The 20,752-nt window shown below is 56.4% G+C and carries 20 protein-coding genes and 2 pseudogenes; 11 read left to right on the forward strand and 11 right to left on the reverse strand.

Annotated features, from left to right (window positions below; genetic code table 11):
• Positions 1 to 70 precede the first annotated feature (70 nt).
• Positions 71 to 268: pseudogene (locus AC2FEB_RS13640) on the forward strand (transposase); the annotation flags it as partial.
• Between the two features lie 184 nt (positions 269 to 452).
• Here the strand turns inward: AC2FEB_RS13640 and AC2FEB_RS13645 are convergent.
• From AC2FEB_RS13645 to AC2FEB_RS13655, 3 genes are read right to left on the reverse strand one after another with little or no spacing between them, the layout of a single operon-like run.
• Entirely contained in the window at positions 453 to 1,352 is a 900-nt protein-coding gene (locus AC2FEB_RS13645; RefSeq protein WP_496884123.1) for an HNH endonuclease, read from the reverse strand.
• Positions 1,353 to 1,356: 4 nt separating this feature from the next.
• A complete protein-coding gene (locus AC2FEB_RS13650; protein WP_157063748.1) occupies positions 1,357 to 1,653 on the reverse strand; it encodes a hypothetical protein in 297 nt (98 codons plus the stop codon).
• A gap of 4 nt (positions 1,654 to 1,657) precedes the next feature.
• Complete coding sequence (locus AC2FEB_RS13655; protein ID WP_496884124.1) at positions 1,658 to 2,194, reverse strand: helix-turn-helix domain-containing protein; 537 nt, start codon at positions 2,192 to 2,194, stop codon at positions 1,658 to 1,660.
• 253 nt (positions 2,195 to 2,447) lie between these two features.
• Between AC2FEB_RS13655 and AC2FEB_RS13660 the strand changes: the two genes are divergently transcribed.
• Together AC2FEB_RS13660 and AC2FEB_RS13665 are read left to right on the forward strand one after the other, a co-directional pair.
• Positions 2,448 to 3,542 carry a tyrosine-type recombinase/integrase gene (locus AC2FEB_RS13660; protein WP_496884125.1) on the forward strand — a complete coding sequence of 365 codons (1,095 nt, stop codon included), beginning with the start codon at positions 2,448 to 2,450 and terminating at the stop codon, positions 3,540 to 3,542.
• A 328-nt stretch (positions 3,543 to 3,870) separates the two neighbouring features.
• Positions 3,871 to 4,201, forward strand: a pseudogene (locus tag AC2FEB_RS13665) (transposase).
• Between the two features lie 251 nt (positions 4,202 to 4,452).
• Here the strand turns inward: AC2FEB_RS13665 and hpaR are convergent.
• On the reverse strand, positions 4,453 to 4,887 hold the full coding sequence (hpaR, locus tag AC2FEB_RS13670) for a homoprotocatechuate degradation operon regulator HpaR (RefSeq protein WP_299643324.1): 435 nt from the start codon (positions 4,885 to 4,887) through the stop codon (positions 4,453 to 4,455).
• Positions 4,888 to 5,118: 231 nt separating this feature from the next.
• On the opposite strand from hpaR, the gene AC2FEB_RS13675 reads away from it, so the two are divergent.
• Positions 5,119 to 5,889 (forward strand): aldolase/citrate lyase family protein, encoded by a 771-nt coding sequence (locus tag AC2FEB_RS13675; RefSeq protein ID WP_496884126.1) that lies wholly within the window; start codon positions 5,119 to 5,121, stop codon positions 5,887 to 5,889.
• A gap of 4 nt (positions 5,890 to 5,893) precedes the next feature.
• Here AC2FEB_RS13675 and AC2FEB_RS13680 read toward each other — a convergent pair whose 3' ends face one another.
• Positions 5,894 to 7,036 carry a DUF3095 domain-containing protein gene (locus AC2FEB_RS13680; RefSeq protein WP_496884127.1) on the reverse strand — a complete coding sequence of 381 codons (1,143 nt, stop codon included), beginning with the start codon at positions 7,034 to 7,036 and terminating at the stop codon, positions 5,894 to 5,896.
• A 141-nt stretch (positions 7,037 to 7,177) separates the two neighbouring features.
• Between AC2FEB_RS13680 and AC2FEB_RS13685 the strand changes: the two genes are divergently transcribed.
• The 3 genes from AC2FEB_RS13685 to AC2FEB_RS13695 all read left to right on the forward strand — a co-directional run bounded on the left by AC2FEB_RS13685 (position 7,178) and on the right by AC2FEB_RS13695 (position 10,543).
• Positions 7,178 to 8,350 (forward strand): MFS transporter, encoded by a 1,173-nt coding sequence (locus AC2FEB_RS13685; RefSeq protein WP_496719035.1) that lies wholly within the window; start codon positions 7,178 to 7,180, stop codon positions 8,348 to 8,350.
• A gap of 19 nt (positions 8,351 to 8,369) precedes the next feature.
• Positions 8,370 to 9,425 carry a glycosyltransferase family 4 protein gene (locus AC2FEB_RS13690; protein ID WP_496673487.1) on the forward strand — a complete coding sequence of 352 codons (1,056 nt, stop codon included), beginning with the start codon at positions 8,370 to 8,372 and terminating at the stop codon, positions 9,423 to 9,425.
• A gap of 95 nt (positions 9,426 to 9,520) precedes the next feature.
• Positions 9,521 to 10,543, forward strand: coding sequence for an aspartate-semialdehyde dehydrogenase (locus AC2FEB_RS13695; protein ID WP_496673490.1), 1,023 nt, complete (start codon positions 9,521 to 9,523; stop codon positions 10,541 to 10,543).
• A gap of 151 nt (positions 10,544 to 10,694) precedes the next feature.
• On the opposite strand, the gene AC2FEB_RS13700 is transcribed toward AC2FEB_RS13695, so the two are convergent.
• The gene (locus tag AC2FEB_RS13700; RefSeq protein WP_496884128.1) at positions 10,695 to 11,738 is read right to left on the reverse strand and encodes a S41 family peptidase; all 1,044 of its coding nucleotides are present in this window, start codon (positions 11,736 to 11,738) and stop codon (positions 10,695 to 10,697) included.
• Between the two features lie 454 nt (positions 11,739 to 12,192).
• Between AC2FEB_RS13700 and AC2FEB_RS13705 the strand changes: the two genes are divergently transcribed.
• Positions 12,193 to 13,110, forward strand: coding sequence for an endonuclease/exonuclease/phosphatase family protein (locus AC2FEB_RS13705; protein WP_496684880.1), 918 nt, complete (start codon positions 12,193 to 12,195; stop codon positions 13,108 to 13,110).
• Positions 13,111 to 13,157: 47 nt separating this feature from the next.
• Here the strand turns inward: AC2FEB_RS13705 and AC2FEB_RS13710 are convergent, their stop codons facing one another.
• Both AC2FEB_RS13710 and AC2FEB_RS13715 read right to left on the reverse strand, forming a co-directional pair.
• A complete protein-coding gene (locus tag AC2FEB_RS13710) occupies positions 13,158 to 13,694 on the reverse strand; it encodes an SRPBCC family protein (protein ID WP_496884129.1) in 537 nt (178 codons plus the stop codon).
• 101 nt (positions 13,695 to 13,795) lie between these two features.
• Complete coding sequence (locus AC2FEB_RS13715; RefSeq protein ID WP_299899906.1) at positions 13,796 to 14,446, reverse strand: carbonic anhydrase; 651 nt, start codon at positions 14,444 to 14,446, stop codon at positions 13,796 to 13,798.
• Positions 14,447 to 14,590: 144 nt separating this feature from the next.
• Here AC2FEB_RS13715 and AC2FEB_RS13720 point away from each other — a divergent pair, with 144 nt between their 5' ends.
• The 3 genes from AC2FEB_RS13720 (at position 14,591) to AC2FEB_RS13730 (ending at position 17,304) form a co-directional block, all read left to right on the forward strand.
• Entirely contained in the window at positions 14,591 to 14,980 is a 390-nt protein-coding gene (locus AC2FEB_RS13720; protein ID WP_496884130.1) for a hypothetical protein, read from the forward strand.
• Positions 14,981 to 15,043: 63 nt separating this feature from the next.
• Complete coding sequence (locus AC2FEB_RS13725) at positions 15,044 to 16,426, forward strand: leucyl aminopeptidase family protein (RefSeq protein ID WP_496673505.1); 1,383 nt, start codon at positions 15,044 to 15,046, stop codon at positions 16,424 to 16,426.
• Positions 16,423 to 17,304: a C40 family peptidase gene (locus AC2FEB_RS13730; protein ID WP_496673508.1), complete on the forward strand. Its 882-nt coding sequence runs from the start codon at positions 16,423 to 16,425 to the stop codon at positions 17,302 to 17,304. Before AC2FEB_RS13725 ends, AC2FEB_RS13730 begins: the two co-directional genes overlap by 4 nt.
• Before the next feature lie 3 nt (positions 17,305 to 17,307).
• Here AC2FEB_RS13730 and AC2FEB_RS13735 read toward each other — a convergent pair whose 3' ends face one another.
• From AC2FEB_RS13735 to AC2FEB_RS13745, 3 genes are all read right to left on the reverse strand, one after another.
• The gene (locus AC2FEB_RS13735; protein WP_117871396.1) at positions 17,308 to 17,658 is read right to left on the reverse strand and encodes a DUF2794 domain-containing protein; all 351 of its coding nucleotides are present in this window, start codon (positions 17,656 to 17,658) and stop codon (positions 17,308 to 17,310) included.
• Positions 17,659 to 17,731: 73 nt separating this feature from the next.
• A complete protein-coding gene (locus AC2FEB_RS13740) occupies positions 17,732 to 19,396 on the reverse strand; it encodes an ABC transporter permease (RefSeq protein WP_496673744.1) in 1,665 nt (554 codons plus the stop codon).
• A gap of 122 nt (positions 19,397 to 19,518) precedes the next feature.
• Complete coding sequence (locus AC2FEB_RS13745; protein WP_496673511.1) at positions 19,519 to 20,736, reverse strand: phenylacetate--CoA ligase family protein; 1,218 nt, start codon at positions 20,734 to 20,736, stop codon at positions 19,519 to 19,521.
• Positions 20,737 to 20,752: the final 16 nt, after the last annotated feature.

A 20,752-nucleotide genomic window follows, 5' to 3' on the forward strand; every position in this document is an offset into this window, starting at 1 on the left:
TAAGGATTTTTTCGCGCATTTTGGGCGTGCTCAACTGCGTTGGCTGCTATGGTCGCTCACAGGGAGATCGTCGCCATGGCAACCTGGCAGCAACGCAAACACCAACTGGCTCCTGCGCCAGTACTTTCCCAGAGGCCTCGATATGTCCACCTACAGCCAGGCTACACTCAGTGCCGCCGCGTGCCAACTCAACGAGCGGCTACGAAAAACCTTGCAATACCAAACACCGGCAGAGAAGTTCGAACAGTGTGTTGCGGCGATCCGTTGAATCCGCACCCGCAGTCCAGTTATTGTCGATCTGAACTGTGCTGCAGTTTGCATGAATGACTGCTCTTCTCACAGCGGTGCGGTGCGAGATTCTGCCACCGTACAGATAGGTGCAATTTTTTCACTTCCGGTGTGGGCTCTTTCCGGCCGTTAGCTGCGTTTTACGCCAATGTCCGCACTGAGTATTAATGCTTGAAAAAATTCTCTCGGTGCCAATTCACAAATTCCGCCCTTGGCCGGTTGGCAAGGCGATCCGGCACCAAGATCTTGCCGGACGAGTTGATCATCGATGTCACGGCTTCGATGTCGTTGCTCTGACGGGAAACCAGAATAGTTAGGTCGTCTGCTAACCCAACGAGGCCGCGATCAAACATCCAATGCGCCGTTCCGGACAGGGCGAGCCCGTTGCTGACAATGTCGGGGCCGTTATGCTCGACCGGTCTGATATGAGCGGCTTCCACTTCAGCGCGCCCACCGCCATTGATGAGACGTAAACCAGTGATAGCGCAGCGCTCCCCGTAGGCGCGCAGGACGTTCTTTCTGAAATTACGGTCGCGAACCGCGCGATTGGTCAGCTGGTTGACACGTTCCCGTACAGGCATGTGTTGAAAAGGTGTTTGCGCGTCTTGAAACCCTGGCAATTGCATCGTGTCGCCTACGCGAGGCAGGATGTCCTCATCTCGTCCAAGGCCACGTTCGACTATTCGGGAAAAGTCTTCCGCTGAAAGGGTTCTTACTGCGGCTTGTGCGCGTCCCGATATCTTGCCTTGATCGTTAATCAATCCTCTTTCGATGATTGAATTCTCGTCCCGGAATGAAACTGGGTCGCCGAAATCAAGATACGTTCCTGGCTCGATCACCGCCAAGAACATGTCCTGCTTCCTAGGATCCGGAATGATCTCCTGAACCTTGGCGACAGCAAAGTACCCTTTGGTCTCTTTGACTTTGCTTGGCTCCAGGTAGACGATCCAATCCCCTTCGCACTGTTGGGCACGCGAGAGGTATTGCTTGGGAAACTGATACCGCTCCGAGGGAATGTCGTCGTAGATCGAGTCGCTGCGGTGGATGAAAATGCCGAAAGCCATCGGATCACCCGCGTTGGAGGCGTTCCAGTTTTCGATCGGCCGCGCGAAGGGTCAGCACCGCACCTGTCAAAAATGGAAGTGCCAAGCCAGCCGCAGCAATTGCAAAAATCATGATGGTGGCCAAAACTGAGTATTCAGCAGTCTGTTGTGCCAATGATAGTCTGCCCAAGCCAATCAGGTAGAACACGCTGGTTCCCAGAAAGATCAGGTAAAGCGGGCCAAAGGGTTCGATCACCTCACGGCGGGTGCGCTCCAAGACCGAATGTCGCAACATATTCCAGCGTTTGCTTGCCTTGTTCACCAGACTAATCCCTTACCAACTCGATCCATGTGTGCACGTCATCATCCGTCACTTCACGGCCTTCGACATGCGATTGATACCAGCGGGCGACTATGGCCCCGCGCTTTTCGCTTTTGATTTTTGTGCCCTCATCGGTGAGGTGCTTATCCAGCGAGCTTTCGATGTGTTTGAGCGCTTCGAAATCATGCCCAGCCCGAATGGATTTGGTGCCGAGTAGCAGCCAGGGCACGTCCACCTCGAACCGCTCACCCATCGCGACCAAGGCTTCTACAGGCATTCCGCGCTGGCCCTTTTCGTAGCTGTGATACGCGCGGGGTGAGACGCCGATAGCTTCCGCCATGGCCGCTTGTGAGAAGCCGATTTCATTGCGAGCAATGGTGAGACGAGCACCCATTGCAGCAAAAAGATCAGCATGTTTCTGCGGCATCGAAATTTTCCAATTGACTACTTCGTCGTAATTCGCGAACTTTGCAAAAAATGACGAACATTTACTGTTAATCACATCTGACCACGTCAGAAGGTGCAGAACAAGCGATTCCATGCGTGTCGCCGATTCAACTTAAGCGGACAAGGACAACTGAAATGGCAGAGACCAACTATTCAGACAGCTCTCAGATCCTGGGGCTTGGGAAAACGCCCGCTCAATGGGTCGAAGTCATGGCCGGGATGGGGATCGATATTTCTGAACGCACTTTGCGCGAACGGGCCAATGAGACCGGCGCTTTTTATCGCCTTGGGCGGACCATGCTCATCACGCCCGCGCAGATTGATACAATTTTTGAAGGAGGCCAGTCATGCCGCTCCAAATTTACAAGAGGGGCCGTGTCTATTGGGCCAAGGGGTGGATCGAATACAACGGCAGGCCAATCGCCGGCCCATACCGGCGAAGCACTAAGGCATCTACAGAAGAGGGCGCACGGGACTGGATAAACCATGAGACCGAACGTCAGATTCGTCGCTATGTCGTGGGCGAGGAGCCGAGCAAGACGTTCTCTGATGCAATCATGCTCTACAACGCGTCCCCAAAAGCAGCGAAGCAGTTGATCCCGATTGTCGAAGCAATCGGCGACCTGTCGCTGAGTGCGATTTCTGGCGCGCTACTGAAAAGCCTTGGGCCGAAGCTGAAACCCAAAGCGTCGACCGATACTTGGTGGCGCGAAATCGTGACGCCCGCGAGTGCGGTGATCAACAACGCGCACGAGCTGGAAGGCACGCCGCTCATCCGCGTGAAGCCTTACGATAAGTTTGAACGGATCGCGCAGGACAAGCGGCGAGGGAAGCTTAGCCGTGTAGAGCGCACGCCAGCTGACAAGGAATGGATCGAGGCGTTTTGCCATGCGGCTGATCCATACAATGCCGCGTTGGTCCGTTTTATGTTTGAGACGGCTGCGCGAATTGATCAGGCCGTATCATTGGAGCCAGACGATCTGCGGCCACACGAAAACAAAGTTCGGGTAAAGGCGCAGAAGGGACATCCGGAAAGCTGGATCACGGTTTCGCCTCAGATGATGGAAGAGCTGCTCGCGCTTCAGCCGAAGCGACCAAAGAACCGCAAGACCGGCAAGCTGATGAAAGCCCGTGTTTTCGGCTATGGCAGCTCGACAGGCTACAACACACGCTGGAAGACGATCTGCAAACGCGCGGGTATTCCGTACCTGTCAGCCCACCCCGCTGGGCGGCACGGTTTCTTTACTGAATTGGTCGTACGGCAAGGCGTTGATCCGGTCACAGCTGCAAAGGCTGGCCGCTGGTCTGACCCCAATTTGCCCATGCGCATCTATGCCCACGCAGAGACCGACGAGGCCGACATCAGAGCCCGTTTTCGTACAAACCATGTACAGGATGACGCTGTACAAACACCCAACAGTAAGAAATCACGAAAGGAATAGCGCTATGAATGCATCCCTCCTAAGGGGCAGGTTGCAGGTTCGAATCCTGCCGGGGTCGCCATACTTAAATGATAACACGTTGAATTAAAACGGGTAATCACCATTCTTGGCAGATTTACCCCACGCTTTTGCCCACGATTGTCAATTAACTGGCGCAAAAAGCTCGCAATTTAGATTCGTTACCTGACGTTTGGAGTTTTTTCCTGCAAGCGCACGTTTTCGGGCGTTCAGACTCAAGAAAAGCTGAGTTGCCTGTTCTTGGCTAGGCTCAGGACCCATTGGTTTTCTCTTAGCCTCGTGATTCACGGTTCGAAAACGAGCGGTGAACATGTCTGGTCTTTTCCGGCTGACCGATGCGCAGATGGCACGTCTTGAACCTTTCTTTCCCAAGTCTCATGGCAAGCGAAGCGTTGATGACCGGCGTGTGTTGAGTAGAATTATCTTCATCAATCGCAATGATTTGCGCTGGCGAGATGCCTCTGGCGAATACGGGCCTCACAAAACGCCGGTCAAGTACGACAAGCGCAGATACAAATCGCATCGAGATTATGTATGGCAGGCTCAGGGATTGGGGGCGCGTGGCGACACGCTATGACCGTTGTCCCAAGGTCTTCATCTCAGCAATCGCACTCGCGGCAATCGCCATCTGCTGGTTATGAATACTGACCCTAAGACTGTTTCGGAGAGCATAGGTGCATGGCCTTCCCCCAAAGGCTAGAAGACCCTAATCAGAGCCACATATCAGGCTCGTCATATATTCCGATGCGCGGGCCGGACCGTCAGGCTAGGCGTGAGGCAACCGGCCTTAGGCCAGGCCTAACCCAAACCCGAGTCTGGCCGCCCCGTCTGAGATACCCTCTAAAATCTCCGGCGGGGTCCTTGCACAAGATTCTGATGTGCGCGACCAACGTCAGGTTTTGAGGTCTTTCAGCTCATTCAATAGATCCAGCAACAGTTCGTGTTTTTCCGGCCCCAGTTGGGAACGAATGCGTTCCGCCTGCGCCATGCTGGCGGATAGATTGGCGTGAATGATCTGAACACCGCGCTCACTGATCTCGACAATCTGGCGGCGACGGTCCGCGGGATGGCATCGTCGGGAGATCAGGCCGCGGTGTTCCAATTTTTGCAATATACGCGTCAGGCTTGGCAATAGCAGACAGGCGCGTTCGGCAATATGCGTCGGTTCCTGCGGGCCTTCTTCGTTCAAAACCCGCAACACGCGCCACTGCTGTTCCGTGACACCGGCGTCGGCCAGCATTGCTCGTATGGGTCCCATAACCTTTTCCCGCGCCCGCAAAAGCGCAATAGGCAAAGATCGCGACGTCAGTGGGAGGTCGTCGGTCATAAAAAAATTATCACCGAAATCCGTGATTTACGCAAGGGAACCCTTGGTTTCCAATTGAAACACAAAAACCCCTGAACAGTAGAAAACCATGAGAGCTGCGCCAACCCCACCTTCAATCTCATGGCGCACAGCCGCATTCAGACTGGACAATTCGGCACCGCAGAAGAAGATGTGGAAACGTCCAATTTCACGGTCACCGTGCACCGAAGGCTTTGCATAAAGGGATACAGCATGACTGCGCCACGAAACTCATTCAAACAGGCTCTATTACAGGGAAAAACGCAGATTGGTTGCTGGATGAGCTTTGCTGAATCCATCACGGCCGAGATAATGGGAACGGCAGGTTTCGATTGGCTGGTGATCGATGGAGAGCATGCCCCAAACGACATCCGGTCAATCCGGGACCAGCTCTTGGCCCTTGCAGCAAGCGACTCTCATGCGGCTGTGAGGGTCCCCGTGGGTGAGACCTGGCTGATCAAGATGGTTCTGGATGCGGGTGCTCAGACCGTGCTGGTTCCGATAGTGGAAAGCGCCGAGCAGGCGCGAGAGCTGGTCCGGGCCTGTCGCTATCCCCCTGCCGGTGTCCGCGGTGTGGGCGCGATGGCATCGCGGGCGACGATTTACGGATCGGTCGGAAACTACATTCAGACCGCAGATCAGGAGGTTTGCTTGTTGTTACAGGTTGAAACCCGCGCCGGAATGGCTGCTCTCGACGAAATTCTGGAAGTTGACGGCGTGGATGGCGTATTCATCGGACCTGCCGATCTGTCGACCGATATGGGCCATCAGGGCAACAGTGCGGCGCCCGAGGTGCGAGAGGTTATCGGCGATGCACTGACCCGGATCAAAGCCGCAGGCAAAGCGCCTGGCATTTTGGCGACAAATGACGAGGCCCGGCAGGCATATCTGGATATGGGCGCGCAGTTTTTGGCAGTTGGCATTGATGTGATGCTGCTGGCGCAAACGGCACGTGATCTCGCCGCGCGATGGAAAGCCGGCTAACCGTTCAACGGTACATGGCCGCTGCGGCCTGGGCGTATCCGCCCGAGGCACCATCGACGAAATGCACATGATCGTCCCGTGTGGCCGACGGGACGAAACACGTCATCATCGCCTCGTCCTGCACGTGCAAACCGTATCGGATTTTGCCGCGCCCGCGCGCTTCTTCCAGCATTTGTTCGATCTGTCGCAAAGTGGCCGTATCACAATCCAATGTCATCTTCAGACCGTCATCAAACTTGCGGAAATCGGCATTGCTGCTGACCATAATCCTGTAGTGTTCGGGCTCAAACTGTCCCAGCTTTTTACCGGTCTTGAAGAGTATCGCGATCAGCAGGTTCTGAACCAGAAGAACGAGCTTGTGCAAAATCAAATTCCGCCCGTTGCGCGAAACATGCGCATCAATGTCAAGGCCAGGAGGCGGCCACCTCATGGGTGGACCATTCTCCGGCACCGGATGTCCGGCACGCTCCAGCTCTTCTGACGCGGACAGAACCGATTGCGCAAGATCGGCAAAATCACGTTCAGTTGCTGACGCGGTGGGTTCAATGACCAGTGAAACGATCTGACCGTGCCGCGCCGGGCTGTTGGACCATCTACACGACAAGCCTGTCAGGTTCGGCTGCGCACCTGGTTCGGCAGGCGCGATCATATGACGACCCGCTTTCATCTCTGCCTCGGCCCAGGCCAATCCCCCGCCAGAAAACATGGCATAATCCACGCCGGAGGACGGAGCAAAACGGGCGACACGCAAGTCCCTGCCTGCTTTTCGGATTTCTGCCACCGACACCAGCGCCGCACGCAACGGCATGGAAAACTCCTCTTCCGCCCAGCGCCGCAAGGCTGAAAGAGTATCCCGAGCTGCTTCAACTTCGCCGGGAGGAATCGCAAACGCCGCTCCGTCGCCGCCAAAGACATAGGGAAACAGCTTGCCGTCCATCGCGTTAATCATCGCCGAGATCACGGCGGCCCCAACGGTGTTGACGGTTTTGTATCGCCCTCGCGCTATTTCCCCGGTTGAATCGACAATATCGGCGACCCCCAGAAACCAGTCGTCGGGCACCGGAGAAAACTTCGCCGGGTCTGCCAGACGAGTGAAATCCCGCAACAGGGGCAGGTTTTCATAAAATGCAGAATGGAGGTCTTTCATTTTCCCCCTCGAAATCAAACTTCCGGCAAAGATAGCCGGAATGCGGCCCAAGTCCTGTTACTGAAACATAGTACACATGCTTGTGCGTTGCATCATTGCGTGCCAAGCATTCCCTTCGGATGAGCGGAAAAGAGGCGGGCTATGCAGGCGGGTTTGGTGGTTTTGTGCCTGGGCTATGTGCTCAGCCAGTTTTTCCGTGCATTTCTGGCTGTGCTCAGCCTGGATCTTGAACGCGACATCGGCGCCACACCCGAAGATCTGGCCTTTGCGTCGGGCCTTTGGTTCCTGGTGTTCGCAGCAATGCAAATTCCAGTTGGCTGGGCGCTGGACAAGGTCGGTCCGCGGCTGACCGCAGCCGCGCTTCTTCTGGTTGGTGGTGCAGGAGGATCCGCGATTTTTGCGGTCGCGACCTCACCTTTGCATGTCAGCGTTGCCATGGGCCTGATCGGCGTCGGATGCTCTCCGGTTCTGATGGCATCTTATTTCATCTTTGCCCACGAATATCCTCCGGCCCGGTTCGCGACGCTGGCCGCCGTTATGCTGGGTGTCGGCTCGGTAGGCAATCTTGTGGCCTCCTATCCGACTGCGCTTGCTGTTGAATGGATCGGATGGCGCGCAACGATGGTTGGGCTGGCCGCGATATCTGCTGCGATTGCTTTTGGTATTTGGCTGAGCGTACGCGATCCCGCGAAGGTTGGAACGGAACACAAGGGTACGCTGCTGGACCTGTTGAAAGAACCTGCACTGTGGCTGATCATGCCTTTGATGCTAGTGGCATATGCGCCCTCCGCCGCCCTGCGCGGGCTGTGGGCTGGGCCGTATCTGAACGATGTCTTCGGGCTCAGCACTACACAGATCGGCACCGCGACACTGGTTATGGGGTCGGCGATGATTGTCGGTACCTTTGTCTACGGGCCGCTGGATCGCGTTTTTGGCACCAGGAAGTGGGTTATCTTAGCAGGCAACGTGCTGGGTGCAGTGGCACTGACCCTGCTTTGCGTGTGGATTGACTATGCCACATGGCTGTCCGTTCTGCTGTTGGCCGTCATCGGTTTCGCCGGGGCCAGCTTTCCGGTCATCATGGCCCATGGACGGGCCTTCGTCCCGCCACATCTGGTGGGTCGTGGTGTGACCTTGTTGAATCTCTTCGGAATCGGAGGTGTCGGCATTGCCCAATTTGTCACTGGGCGCGTTCATGCCGCCACCGCCGAGAACGGGACAACCGCGCCTTACACAGCAATTTTCGCGTTTTTTGCCGTAACCCTTGCCATCGGTTGCGTGATTTATCTATTCAGCCGGGATAGTGTGGATTAAAGCAATTGCGGAGCAAGCCGTGCAGGAAATCGAGGTTATAGCGCCGAACCTGAAACACAGCCTCTCCGGTGTCACAACAACCGTCATCCGCCTGTTGCCGATCCAGAAGCATATGATCGGGATCGTTGCCACAGGACCCGGCCTGCCGGATGATCTGCCCCACATCCGATTGATCAAAGTTCCATTCCTTTCGAACAGGACGCCCCGGGTGTGGCATGCGCGGCGCAATACCGAAATGCTGATGGGCCTGTTTTTGAAACACGTGCTGCGGCGTAATCTGAAACTGCTGTTTACATCGGCTGCGCAGCGAAATCACTCCGGGTTCACGAAATGGCTGATCTCGAAGATGGACGCCCTGATCGCCACAACTCCGGAAGCGGCATCGTTTCTTGAACATCCCGCGACTGTCATAATGCATGGTGTGAATACCGAACTGTTTCACCCGGCCGAGGACAAATCGCTGCTGCGAAATAAACTGGGGCTGCCTGATGGGACTTTGATCGGGTGTTTCGGGCGTATTCGACCTCAGAAGGGTGTCGACCTCTTGGTGGATGCGGCGATTGAGGTTCTGCCAAACCATCCCGACGCCAGCATAGTCTTTACCGGGCGCGCCACCAAAGAATTTGAATCGTTCCAACAAGAACAGGAAGCCAAGCTCAACGCTGCCGGGCTATCGGAACGGGTGCACTTCCTGGGCGAGCGTCCTTGGGAGGAAATCGTTCAAATTTACCGCGCCCTTGACCTGTTTGTGGCCCCGGCCCGTCACGAAGGGTTCGGCCTCACACCGCTTGAGGCGATGGCCTCCGGCGTGCCTGCAATCGCCTGCCGCGGGGTTGGGGCGTTCAGCGCCCAAATCGAGGACGGGGAGACAGGCCGCTTGATCGAAAAGGATAACGCCGGGGCACTGGCCGAAGCACTGGAACAGATGTTGAGTGATCCGGACAAGCTTGTGCAATCCGGTCAGGCCGCAAGACAGCGTGTAGAGCAGCATTTTCGAATCGAAGGCGAAGCGGAAGCCATCGTGCGTGTCTATCGTTCATTGCTGAACACAGGTGAAAACGCGCGTTCGGGTTAAAATCGACGTCAATTCGGCCAATTCTTCCGCGATAGCCCTTTTTTCTTCGCTGCAACGCGGCTATGAACGCGCGTCCTTAACATTGGAGACATGAAATGGGCTATCGCGTCGTTGTCGCCGGCGCCACGGGTAACGTGGGCCGCGAAATGCTGAACATCCTGGCGGAACGCCAGTTCCCGGTCGATGAACTTGCCGCTCTGGCAAGCCGTCGTTCGCTGGGGACCGAGGTGAGCTTTGGCGACAAGACACTGACGACCCAGGACATCGACACCTTCGACTTCACCGGCTGGGACATGGCACTGTTCGCCATCGGCTCGGACGCAACCAAGACCTACGCCCCCAAGGCGGCTGCGGCTGGCTGTGTGGTGATCGATAACTCGTCGCTGTATCGCTATGACCCGGCCATTCCGCTGATCGTGCCGGAATGTAACCCCGAGGCAATCCACGACTACAAGAACAAGAATATCATCGCCAACCCGAACTGCTCGACTGCGCAGATGGTGGTGGCGCTCAAGCCCCTGCATGACCGCGCCAAGATAAAGCGCGTGGTCGTGTCGACCTATCAGTCGGTGTCTGGCGCCGGTAAAGAAGGCATGGACGAGCTTTGGGATCAGACCAAGGCGATTTACAACCCGACGACGGACGTGCCGCCGAAGAAATTCCAGAAGCAGATCGCCTTCAACGTCATCCCGCAGATCGACGTCTTCATGGAAGACGGCTCGACCAAGGAAGAGTGGAAGATGGTTGTGGAAACCAAAAAGATCGTCGACCCGTCGATCAAGGTCACGGCCACCTGCGTCCGCGTTCCCGTTTTTGTCGGCCATTCCGAGGCCGTGAACATCGAATTCGAAGAGTTTCTGGACGAAGACGAAGCCCGCGACATCCTGCGCGAAGCACCGGGTATCATGGTGATCGACAAACGCGAAGCGGGTGGCTACGTCTCACCGATCGAATGCGCGGGCGATTTCGCCACGTTCATCAGCCGTATCCGCCAGGATTCGACCATCGAAAACGGTCTGAACCTGTGGTGCGTCAGCGACAACCTGCGCAAGGGCGCCGCCCTGAACGCCGTGCAGATCGCGGAACTTCTGGGCCGCGAGGTCCTGAAAAAGGGCTGACATCCCGATTTTCGCCAAAGGTTGAAAACCAGAAAACCCGCTGATTGTTCAGCGGGTTTTTGATTATTTGTCAGTGCCAAGTTTGCGGGGAAAACTTGGCATTCGCCAATGCGCAGTATTGGAAGGCAATTTGGACGACCGCCGTGCGAATTTAACGGTCGTTTATCCAATGGCTCATGCTCTTGAGAACGCGTTGATGGAACTCGCCGTGTGCATTCTCAACTGCAGGCCCTTGGACCCATTCCAAATCCAAATTCAGTGCTCCTACAGGTACGACTTCCCGCGCAACTTCGGGCGGGGTGGTTTCGTCAGTCGTTCCGTTCTTCCAATCGTGAAAGGCTGATGAGTATCGAACGACGGCTTTGCTGGCCGGCAAATCGAGCAACCCGCCCTCTGCAAAGAACGTCAAGCCATCGCCCATCTCCTCCCCAATGAGTTTGAGCCTGTTTCCCAATCGATGTTTGAGGATGGCTACAAACACGATCGCTGCGGAAAACGTGAATTTATCGACAAGCACGACAACCTGCTTGTTTGCGCTTTCCGAGATCGCGTCGATCAAGGGCATCGTTAGAAGAAAGTCGCCCCCCGTGTTTCCGCGAACGTCAATCAAGAGCGGTTTGTTCGAACAGGCGCGCACGCGTTCCACTGCGGCTGAGATGGCTGCAAGCAGCGCACTTTCGTTCGAATCAAAGAAGCTTGGTAACGCTATTGATAGCCCAAGGTCTTGCCAGTCCTTTATCTCCACAAAAGCCTCAGGCTGCCAGGTTGGATCATCCTTGCCGTGCTCGTTTATCGGGTATAGCACAGATCCAGGAACGGTATGTTCATTGGCCACTTTCAGATTCGTTATCTGTCCATTTTCGTCCCGCAGACGATACTCGGTCGTTCCGCCGCTTGACGAAAAACCCAAACGTGCCAAAGCGTACGGCCAAGCCAAAAAAATCGGTCCGATAACCCGTTTCCTTTGTCGCCTGCCCGCTAGAAACTGCTCAGCGGTGGCTTCAATATGGCTCAAATCTGCGCCATTGACCGCTATCAGCTCTCCTCGTGGTGCAGTTATCTCTGGTACCGCGCCGATGAATTGCACGGAACACCCTACGCTCACGAACCTCAGCGGCAGCACCTCGATCGCATCGTTCGGGATCAGCCGTGTGTGCCCATTATCGGGAAGTGCCAATAGACGCATCGCTGACATCAGGAAGGCTTCGATGGAGCCCTCCAAGGCGTATCGCCGGGTTTCACCAATACAGCTGTCTATCACGGCCTTTTCGATCTTCCCAAAGCTGGGATCGGTTGGCAGCACAGTTTCCAAAATTTGTTTCAGGTCTTCCGCGAGTGACATGTTTCACGGTGCGCATAGCCGCTCGTCAATGTCCAGATTGGGCGCACAGAGGACTTTCAACAACTAAAACGGATTCGCTCTCTTTCTTGTCTGCCAGTCAAACTTCACCTCCACGTATTTCAACCGCACCCGTCAAACCTCAAAAGAAACCAGTGCAGCCGCACAGTCTAGCACGCGGTGAAGGTCGCCAACCTGTTGACAAAACCCAACGCGCTTGCCACCTAAAAACTGAACCTTGTTCGTGGCGGAGCGGATGCGACAAGCCCGATTACAAACAGTATTCCGTGCAAGGCGGAAGAGGCAGGGAATGCACATTTCGACCAAACGCAGGATTGCCAAGTCCCTGACCATCGGATGCACATGCGTTCTGATGGCACTGGTCGTCATCGGCTTTACGGGGCAGGTCTTTGCCGTGGGAGATTCAATCGCTCTGCTTCGTCCTCAGGCTGGTGTTCTGCTCCTGCCCTGCGCCGTGATACTTCTATTCATGCGCGCCAGATTTCTTGCTTTGACCACCTTGGTCTTTGCGGGGGCGGCCATTGGATCCATCGCAGCCAGCGTTGCCGCGCCCTCGGACGATTGCAATGGCTCCTGCTTGACGCTGTACCAGAAGAATCTCATGAGCAAAGCCTGGCCCCGGTATTCACTGGCCGAAGACATCATTGAGTCAAATGCACAGATCGTGACGTTGCAGGAAGTATCCAGCCACAATCGCAAGTACATGAGCAATCTGTTCGAGCATTACCCCGAAAAGGCGGTCTGTGAATTCCGCCCTGAACAAAACGTCGCCATCCTGACGACCTTGCCGATTGTCGAGAACTCCGAATTCTGTCTGCAAGGTTATGGGCTTGTGGGGTTACAGGTCAAAGCGCCCGGCGGTGATTTGGTCTGGGTCGTATCAGTTCATCTGAACTGGCCATTTCCTTACGACCAGTCCAGGCAAAGCCAGGTGATTGCCGACCGCATCAGCCAACTTGAAGGACCGGTTCTGATTGCCGGAGATTTCAACATGGTGCCCTGGGGCGAAAGCGTCAGACGGATCGGAGCGGCCGCAAACAATCAGAGTTTTGGAACCGTCCTTAACACTCACAACCTCGGCAGTTGGAAAATCCCATTGCCGATAGACAACCTTTTGTTCCCCAAAGGAACAACAGGAACGGTTGAGCTGCGCCCCTTCATGGGATCCGATCACCTGGGAAAGCTTGCCCGGTTTCGACTGGGCTAGGATTTCCGTCAAGCACACTGCCGCATGCTTCTGTAAAAAACAAAGGGCTAGCTTTGGGTTTCAACCAGTTCTTTCAGATTGGTCAGACCACGTTCATAGTCCTCGCCCACCCACGTATCCATCATCAACCCCATCCAGCGGGACATGGGGTTGAGACCCAGATCCGAGTCAAACCCCCAGGTCACTTTGGTTCCCGCCCCGTCAGGCTCAAGGTTGAATGACGCAGCGGCAGTACCCATCGGGCCAAAATCCAGCACCGTCCTGACCCGTTGGTTTTCCACGCTCTCGACGATTTCCTGTGAGCCCGTGCCGACCTGCGGGTGATCCGAATCCCAGTTCAGAGTGTTCCCGACCCCGGCGGCAGGGCCGGAATACGTCAGTTTGGTTTCGGGGTCCCGGTTCAGCCAAGGAGACCACTTTTCGGTTTCCTGCATCGAATTCACGTAAGGAAAGATGGCACTCGCCGGAGCGTCGATCGCAATGCTACGCGAAACTTCTGCCTTTCCTGGCAACAGATAGGAAACCGCGACCAGAACCAGAATGCAAACGACCAATCCTGCGAAGATGCGCTTGATGACTTTCATGGTAGGCTCCGATCTTCAAATGCAATGAGTGGAGTATACCAAAAACGGCTCTGAATCAGAGCCGCTATCTTTATCGTTTCGGACTTGCCGATGTGTCGTCGTCAGACCGGGACGAACTTTTTTTGATAAGGGTCATAGCTTTCCAACCCACCTGCACCGATATCCGTCCACAAGCCGTGCAAGCTCAGCGCTCCCTGCTCAACGGCTGACGAGACGAAGGGGAAGGTCATCAGGTTTTCCAGTGATGCGACAACCGATTGACGCTCGAACTGTCGGGCCTGTTCGACACTGTCCTCGATATCCGCGACCAGTTCGTATTTCGGCTTGAGAATATCCATCCAGCGTCCAACAAAACTGTCCTTGGCATCCAGCTGCGGCGCCTGCCCCTTGCACATGTCGATACAGCCCTGCACGCCGCCGCATTGCGAATGCCCCAGAACGATCAAATGAGCGACCTTGAGCGCTGTTACGGCATATTCAATGGCAGCGCTGGTGCCGTGGTGGTCCCCATCCGGTGCATAGGGCGGCACCAGGTTGGCGATGTTTCGGTGAATAAAGAAATCGCCCTGGTCGGCTCCGAACATGGATGTCACGTGAACCCGGCTGTCGCAGCAGGATATGACCATGGCACGGGGGCGTTGTCCCTCATCGGCAAGACGGCGATACCAGACCTGGTTTTCCGAATATGTCGTGGCCTTCCATCCGTGATACCGTTTTAAAAGGTAGCTCGGCAGAGGTTTGGCAAAGTCCATTTCAATGTTCCCGTTCTTGTCGCTGACGGATGATCTAAACCGAATTCAAGGAAAATTCGAGCCATTATCCGGTTTCCCTGCAAGGTTTTGCAAAGGAATTTGCTGCCAGGATCAAGACCGCGCCGTGGGGGCGTTTGAATTAGGGTGAATGTGGTGGAAAAGATTATCACGCTTGAACACAAGGAATCCGTCCTTCTGGACTCGGATCAACTGAGCGGACTGCACCGGCAACTTGGCGACAAGAATGCGCTGGACGTTCTGTGCCGCACGGTCGAGGAGCTTGCCGTGCGCCTGTCAAACTGCGAACGTTACTGGCGTCAGCGCGAATGGGCGGACTTGCGCAAATGTGCCAAGTCACTGGTCGCAATATCCGAACAGATCGGGATGACGGCCCTGGCCCGGGTGGCGGGTGACGTGGCCCACACCGTCGATGCCGGTGACGCCGTTGCGGCGGGTGCGACACTCGGGCGTTTGATCCGTGTCGGGGAACGATCGTTGACCGCCGTCAGGGACCAGCAGGACCTTTCCGTCTGACAGGGGTTGCGGGCAGATCATGCGCGGCTAGTCTGTGCGCGGAAACCATCAGCCGAGACGCCCATGACCCTGTCCTTCGCCCCACCCTCTGACCCGTCCATACCGCTTCATGTGATTGCGCAGCCGGATTTGGACAATTGGTTGCAGGATCAACCGGATACCGTCCAGACCTGGGTTGCCGCAAACGGGTTTACAGGTGCGATGGGGCAGACACTGCTGGTACCAGGTGCGCATGGCGCGGTTGATTTTGTACTGGCCGGTTATGGAACAGAAGTCACGCGTGCGCGACAAAGGTTCCCATTGGCCGCCGCAGCCATGACACTGCCGGAAGGAACCTATCATATCGCGTCCGGCATTCCCGCTGATCGGCTGGAGATGGAGTGTTTTGGCTGGTTGATGACAGGCTACACCTTCGATCGCTACGCGTCTCAATCCGGTGGATCGGCGGCACTGATTTCACCTGAAGGTGTGGATGCCAACCGTATCGAAGCCATGGCCAATGCCGAAGTTCTGACCCGCGATCTGGTGAATACGCCAGCCTCGGATATGGGTCCTGAGCAGTTGCAGCAGGCGGCTGAGGTTCTGGCTGGCGAATTCGGTGCCACCTGCAGCGTGATCACCGGCGAGGCCCTGCTAGATCAGAATTTTCCCATGATCCACGCGGTGGGACGCGCGGCAGAGCAGGCCCCGCGGCTGATCGAACTGAACTGGGGCAGCAGCGGCCCCCAACTGACGCTTGTCGGCAAAGGTGTGTGTTTCGACACAGGCGGGCTGAACCTGAAACCGGGCGCGTCCATGGGTCTGATGAAGAAGGATATGGGGGGTGCGGCCAATGTGCTGGGACTGGCCCGGATGATCATGGCGCTGGGTATTCCGCTGCAACTGCGGGTTCTGATCCCGGCGGTCGAAAACGCGGTGGCCGGTAATGCCTTTCGCCCCGGCGACATACTGATCTCCCGCAAGGGTTTGACAGTCGAGATCAACAATACGGATGCAGAAGGGCGTCTGGTGCTGGCGGATGCGCTGTCACTGGCCGCTGAAGAAGAGCCCGATCTGGTGATCTCGATGGCGACGCTGACCGGTGCGGCACGGGTGGCCGTTGGCCCGGATCTGGCACCGTTCTACACTGACGACCAGCAATGCGCGTCTTCCCTTTCACACGCGGCAGAGGTTTCGGCTGATCCGGTCTGGCGCATGCCGTTCCACACGCCTTACGAAGCGATGATCGAACCCGGTATTGCCGATCTGGACAACGCACCATCGGGCGGATTTGCTGGGTCGATCACCGCCGCTTTGTTTCTGCGACGGTTCGTGGGCGCGCACCGCTATGTCCATTTCGACATCTACTCCTGGCAGCCCAGTAAAGAGCCCGGTCGCACAAAAGGTGGTCTGGGTCAGGGGCCGCGCGCCGTGTTAAACGCATTGCCGGAGATATTGGAGCTATGACGGATCGCAGGTTGCTTCGCTTCAACGGACGGGTGGCGCATTCATCGCTGAAAGGTCAGGTCGAAGCTGATGCTTTTTCGGATGGTGAAACATATCATATTCAATCGGTTGTGCGGGATGTTCTGGACAAACCCAATGGTCGTCGGCATTGCCAGATGGTGTGCGGAGAAGTATTCATCATCTTGGAGCGGGCGCAGAACCACCTGTTCGGGTTTCGCGAAAAAGATGGCTATGTCGGGTGGGTGCGACAGGAAATAGAAAGACGGCCACTTCAGCCAACGCACCGCGTTTCCGTGCCAAGAGCAGTTTCATTGGAACACCCCGATGTGACCAAAAACGCGAACGAACGGATTCTGCCTTTTGGCACTGGTATAGAATACTGGCCACGCCGTGATTCAGAACGCGAAAACACCATTCGTTCGACCGGATGGGTTTGCGTGAAAGAAGAGGGCCACATTCCAACGCCGCGATACATTCGCGAAACACAGCTGGTCGAAAAAGACTGGGTGGGTTCTGATCCTGCAGCCATTGCAGAACAGTTTCTTACCACCCCTTACATCTACGGTGGCGATACCGGACTTGGACTTGACTGTTCGGGCCTGATTCAAATCGCTTTTCATTCCTGCGGATTACCCTCCCCTCGCGATAGCGACATGCAAGCAGAGTTCTTCAAGCCAATCCCAAACCCCGAACTTCGCCGGGGTGATCTGGTGTTTTGGAAAGGTCACGTAGGCATGATGCTGGATCAGGACACGCTTGTGCATGCAAACGCACATCACATGGCTGTTGCCAAAGAACCTTTGGAGGACGCTGTCTCTCGTATTGGCCTAAAAGAGTTCGGGGCTGTAACAGGATATGGGCGACATCCTGCGTCTTAGGCTCTAATCCGGGTTTACGGCCCGGATCAGCTTGCGTTCCAACACCCGTAAAACCGCGCGCAGATCGTGGCCGCGTTTCAGGATGCGGCCATCCATACCGATCACAGAGTACATTCCCTGTCTGGATCTCAGACGCGGGTGCTTTTCGACCCGATAGATCGGGTGTTCCGCGGTGCGCCGGAAGATCGAGAACACCGCCATGTCGCGCAGGTTGGAAATACCATAGTCGCGCCATTCCCCGGCGGCGACCATCCGACCATAAACGGATAGGATTTGAGACATCTCATGCCGGTCGAAAGCCACGGGCATCTGCGCTGCGCTTGCCGAGAACCGGCTGGGAGGCTGCATATTCATACCTCCAGCCTTGCCGGAAATCGTATTTGAATCAAGCCTGATGCGCTGTTGTCTTACAATTACGACACAAGTGTTACCGTCGACCGACCTGACGGCAGATCAGGATTACAGGCAGCAGACCTACCGCCAGAATGACCAGCGAAGGCACAGCTGCGCCCTCCAGTCGTTCGTCAGAAGCCAATCGATATGCCTGCACCGCCAACGTGTCGAAATTGAACGGCCGCATGATCAGAGTGGCCGGAAGTTCCTTCATCACGTCAACGAACACGATCAGAAGGGCCGTCAACAGAGACGGAGTCAGAATGGGCAGGTGAACACGCCGCAGAGTTCCCAACGGCGTCTGACCAAGTGAGCGGGCTGCGGCATCCATATTGGCGTGTACCGTGCTTTGGCCACCCTCATATGCGCTGAGCGCAGCAGCCAGGAACCGCACCATGTAGGCAGCGACCAGCAGCCAGATCGAACCTGTAACCAACAGCCCCGTGGACACATCGAAGGTCTGACGCATCCAAACGTCCAGCGCGTTGTCAAAGCTCGCGAAGGGGACGATCAAGCCAACCGCGATGACGCCGCCGGGCACCGCATATCCCAGACGCGCCATATAAGCAGTCGCAGACGAGGCGCGCCCCGGTCTGAGGCGTTGAAAGAACCCGACACTGATCGCCGCAAAAACGGTGATGACCGCCGCCGTACCAGCAAGGATCAGCGAATTCTGAATGAAGCCGATATAGCGCTGCGAAAACAGGTTCTGTTCGGATTCCAGGCCCATCTCGACCAGAATGATAACAGGCAGCAAAAACCCGAAAAGAACAGGTATCGCACAAAGCAGGAATGCGCCACAGGCCCGCAGACCCGTCAGATGTACCGCCGGTTGCGCCACATGCTGTTTCCCGGCCTGATAGTATTTTGCCTTGCCGCGCTGGGTGCGCTCGGCCACGGCCATGATCAGGGCAAAGCCCAGCAGGCACAGCGCAAGTTGTGCAGCCGCCGCCCGGTCGGCCATAGAAAACCAGCTTGTGTAGATCCCGGTGGCAAAGGTCTGCACACCGAAATACGACACGGTTCCGAAATCCGCGATGGTCTCCATGACGGCCAGCAGTACACCGCCTGCAATGGCAGGCCGCGCCATCGGGAGTGAAACGCGCCGAAACGCCAGCCATGGATTGTTACCCAGCGCCCGCGCCGCCAGAAATGCGGTCGCGCTTTGCTGTAGGAACGCAGCCCGCGCAAGCAGATAGACATAAGGATAGAGCACAAGGATCAACATGACCGCTGCGCCCTCGGTCGAGCGGATTTCCGGGAACCAGTAGTCGCGCGGGCCCCAACCGGTGACATCACGCAGCGAGCTTTGAACGATGCCCGGGTGATCCAGAATGAAGGTGTAGGCATAGGCAAGAACATAGGCCGGAAAGGCCAGCGGAAGGACCAGTGCGATCTCTAGAAACCGTACTCCGGGAAAACGGGTCATCGTTACCAGCCAGGCCGCCCCGGTGCCGATACTGAACGTTCCCGCCGCGACCAACACCACGAGAATCAGGGTCGTCACGATATAGCCGGGCAGCACCGTCTCCATCAGGTGCGAGATTGTGTCCGTTCCCCCGGTTACAGCCGCCAGGACCACGGCGATCATCGGCAAAAGGCACGCGGCAGCCACGACATAGGCGATCCCCGCCAGCAGTCGGGTACCGCGTACACCGCGATTGCGCGATCCGTTCTGTGAAAACTCGATTTCGGCCATCATCCCGGCTTGTGATTGGCAAAGGCGAAGGGTTCGCCTTTAATCGACCAAAAAGCTCGGAAACACCAGTGCATCGGTAAACAAATCTGCGGCGCAAACTGCCGCAGACTTGAAACAGGCCATTATTCGTAGACGCGCTGATCCTCGATCACCACCCCGTCCCTGGGAAGGGATCCGGGGGCCACAACCTCGATCGCGCCTTTCAGCTTCAACACCTCGGCCACCGACTTGGCATATGCCGGGTCGTCACCGCGCGGGCTTTCAATCCGGACTGTCATCGTGTCCATCTCACCCTGACGGGCTGCAATAACGCGGGCTTTGACGATTTCCTCATGTTTGTCGACCAGGGCCGCTACCTGTTCCGGGCGTACAAACATCCCCTTGATCTTGGTGGTCTGATCGGCGCGCCCCATCCAGCCTTTGATCCGGATATTGGTCCGGCCACAGGGCGAGACACCCGGCAGGACGGCCGAAAGATCTCCGGTCGCAAAGCGGATCAACGGGTAATCCGGGTTGAGAGAGGTCACGACAACCTCGCCCACTTCGCCCGGCGCTACCGGCGTACCGGTTCCGGGCGTTACGATCTCAACGATCACGTGTTCATCGATGATCATCCCCTCCATCGCAGCGCTTTCATAGGCGATGTTTCCCAGGTCCGCCGTCGCATAGCATTGCAGGCACGAAATACCGCGATCCGCGTATTCCTGACGCAGAGACGGGAACAGAGCACCACCACCAACGGCGGCTTTCGAGAAGTTCAGCGAAACGCCCATCTCGTCGGCCTTGTCCAGGATGACTTTCAGGTAATCAGGCGTGCCTGCATAAGCAGTGCAGCTAACGTCACGCGCGGCTGTCACCTGCAACTCTGTCTGTCCGGTTCCCGCCGGCAAAACGGCAGCACCTACAGCGCGGGCACCGTTTTCAAAGATCATGCCTGCCGGTGTCAGGTGGTAGCCAAAACAGTTCTGAACAATATCACCAGCACCAACACCTACGGCATTCAAGAACCGGCCCATACGCCACCAATCGTGATCGGTGCTGCCCGGTTCATAAATCGGCCCGGGGGACTGAAACACGTGATGGAAGTGGCGCGCTGGCTTCACGGTAAACCCGCCAAAAGGGGGGCGTTCCGCCTGCGCGCGGATCAGGTCCGACTTGCGCAGCACGGGCAGCATCGGCAAATCATCTGCCGAAATCACCTTATTAGTGTCTGAATCCGACAAGTGTGTAGCGAATCCGGGGGCAGATGCAGCACGTTTGATCTGCTCTGCAAGCGCTTTTGCCTGATCGGAAGCACGTTCGTCCGCCGAACGTGTTTCGAGTGCGTCGAAATAGGTCATCGCCAAATCCTCCATC

The organism is Ruegeria sp. YTSC106, from assembly GCF_059609765.1.

What these genes read in the sequence shown, in the direction of transcription:
- AC2FEB_RS13740 (WP_496673744.1), bottom strand. Translation starts at nt 19,396, where the DNA reads ATGGCCGAAATCGAGTTTTCACAGAACGGATCGCGCAATCGCGGTGTA.
- AC2FEB_RS13705 (WP_496684880.1), top strand. Translation starts at nt 12,193, where the DNA reads ATGCACATTTCGACCAAACGCAGGATTGCCAAGTCCCTGACCATCGGA.
- AC2FEB_RS13725 (WP_496673505.1), top strand. Translation starts at nt 15,044, where the DNA reads ATGACCCTGTCCTTCGCCCCACCCTCTGACCCGTCCATACCGCTTCAT.
- AC2FEB_RS13660 (WP_496884125.1), top strand. Translation starts at nt 2,448, where the DNA reads ATGCCGCTCCAAATTTACAAGAGGGGCCGTGTCTATTGGGCCAAGGGG.
- AC2FEB_RS13745 (WP_496673511.1), bottom strand. Translation starts at nt 20,736, where the DNA reads ATGACCTATTTCGACGCACTCGAAACACGTTCGGCGGACGAACGTGCT.
- hpaR (WP_299643324.1), bottom strand. Translation starts at nt 4,887, where the DNA reads ATGACCGACGACCTCCCACTGACGTCGCGATCTTTGCCTATTGCGCTT.
- AC2FEB_RS13655 (WP_496884124.1), bottom strand. Translation starts at nt 2,194, where the DNA reads ATGGAATCGCTTGTTCTGCACCTTCTGACGTGGTCAGATGTGATTAAC.
- AC2FEB_RS13715 (WP_299899906.1), bottom strand. Translation starts at nt 14,446, where the DNA reads ATGGACTTTGCCAAACCTCTGCCGAGCTACCTTTTAAAACGGTATCAC.
- AC2FEB_RS13645 (WP_496884123.1), bottom strand. Translation starts at nt 1,352, where the DNA reads ATGGCTTTCGGCATTTTCATCCACCGCAGCGACTCGATCTACGACGAC.
- AC2FEB_RS13730 (WP_496673508.1), top strand. Translation starts at nt 16,423, where the DNA reads ATGACGGATCGCAGGTTGCTTCGCTTCAACGGACGGGTGGCGCATTCA.
- AC2FEB_RS13700 (WP_496884128.1), bottom strand. Translation starts at nt 11,738, where the DNA reads ATGTCAGCGATGCGTCTATTGGCACTTCCCGATAATGGGCACACACGG.
- AC2FEB_RS13710 (WP_496884129.1), bottom strand. Translation starts at nt 13,694, where the DNA reads ATGAAAGTCATCAAGCGCATCTTCGCAGGATTGGTCGTTTGCATTCTG.
- AC2FEB_RS13735 (WP_117871396.1), bottom strand. Translation starts at nt 17,658, where the DNA reads ATGAATATGCAGCCTCCCAGCCGGTTCTCGGCAAGCGCAGCGCAGATG.
- AC2FEB_RS13695 (WP_496673490.1), top strand. Translation starts at nt 9,521, where the DNA reads ATGGGCTATCGCGTCGTTGTCGCCGGCGCCACGGGTAACGTGGGCCGC.
- AC2FEB_RS13680 (WP_496884127.1), bottom strand. Translation starts at nt 7,036, where the DNA reads ATGAAAGACCTCCATTCTGCATTTTATGAAAACCTGCCCCTGTTGCGG.
- AC2FEB_RS13675 (WP_496884126.1), top strand. Translation starts at nt 5,119, where the DNA reads ATGACTGCGCCACGAAACTCATTCAAACAGGCTCTATTACAGGGAAAA.
- AC2FEB_RS13685 (WP_496719035.1), top strand. Translation starts at nt 7,178, where the DNA reads ATGCAGGCGGGTTTGGTGGTTTTGTGCCTGGGCTATGTGCTCAGCCAG.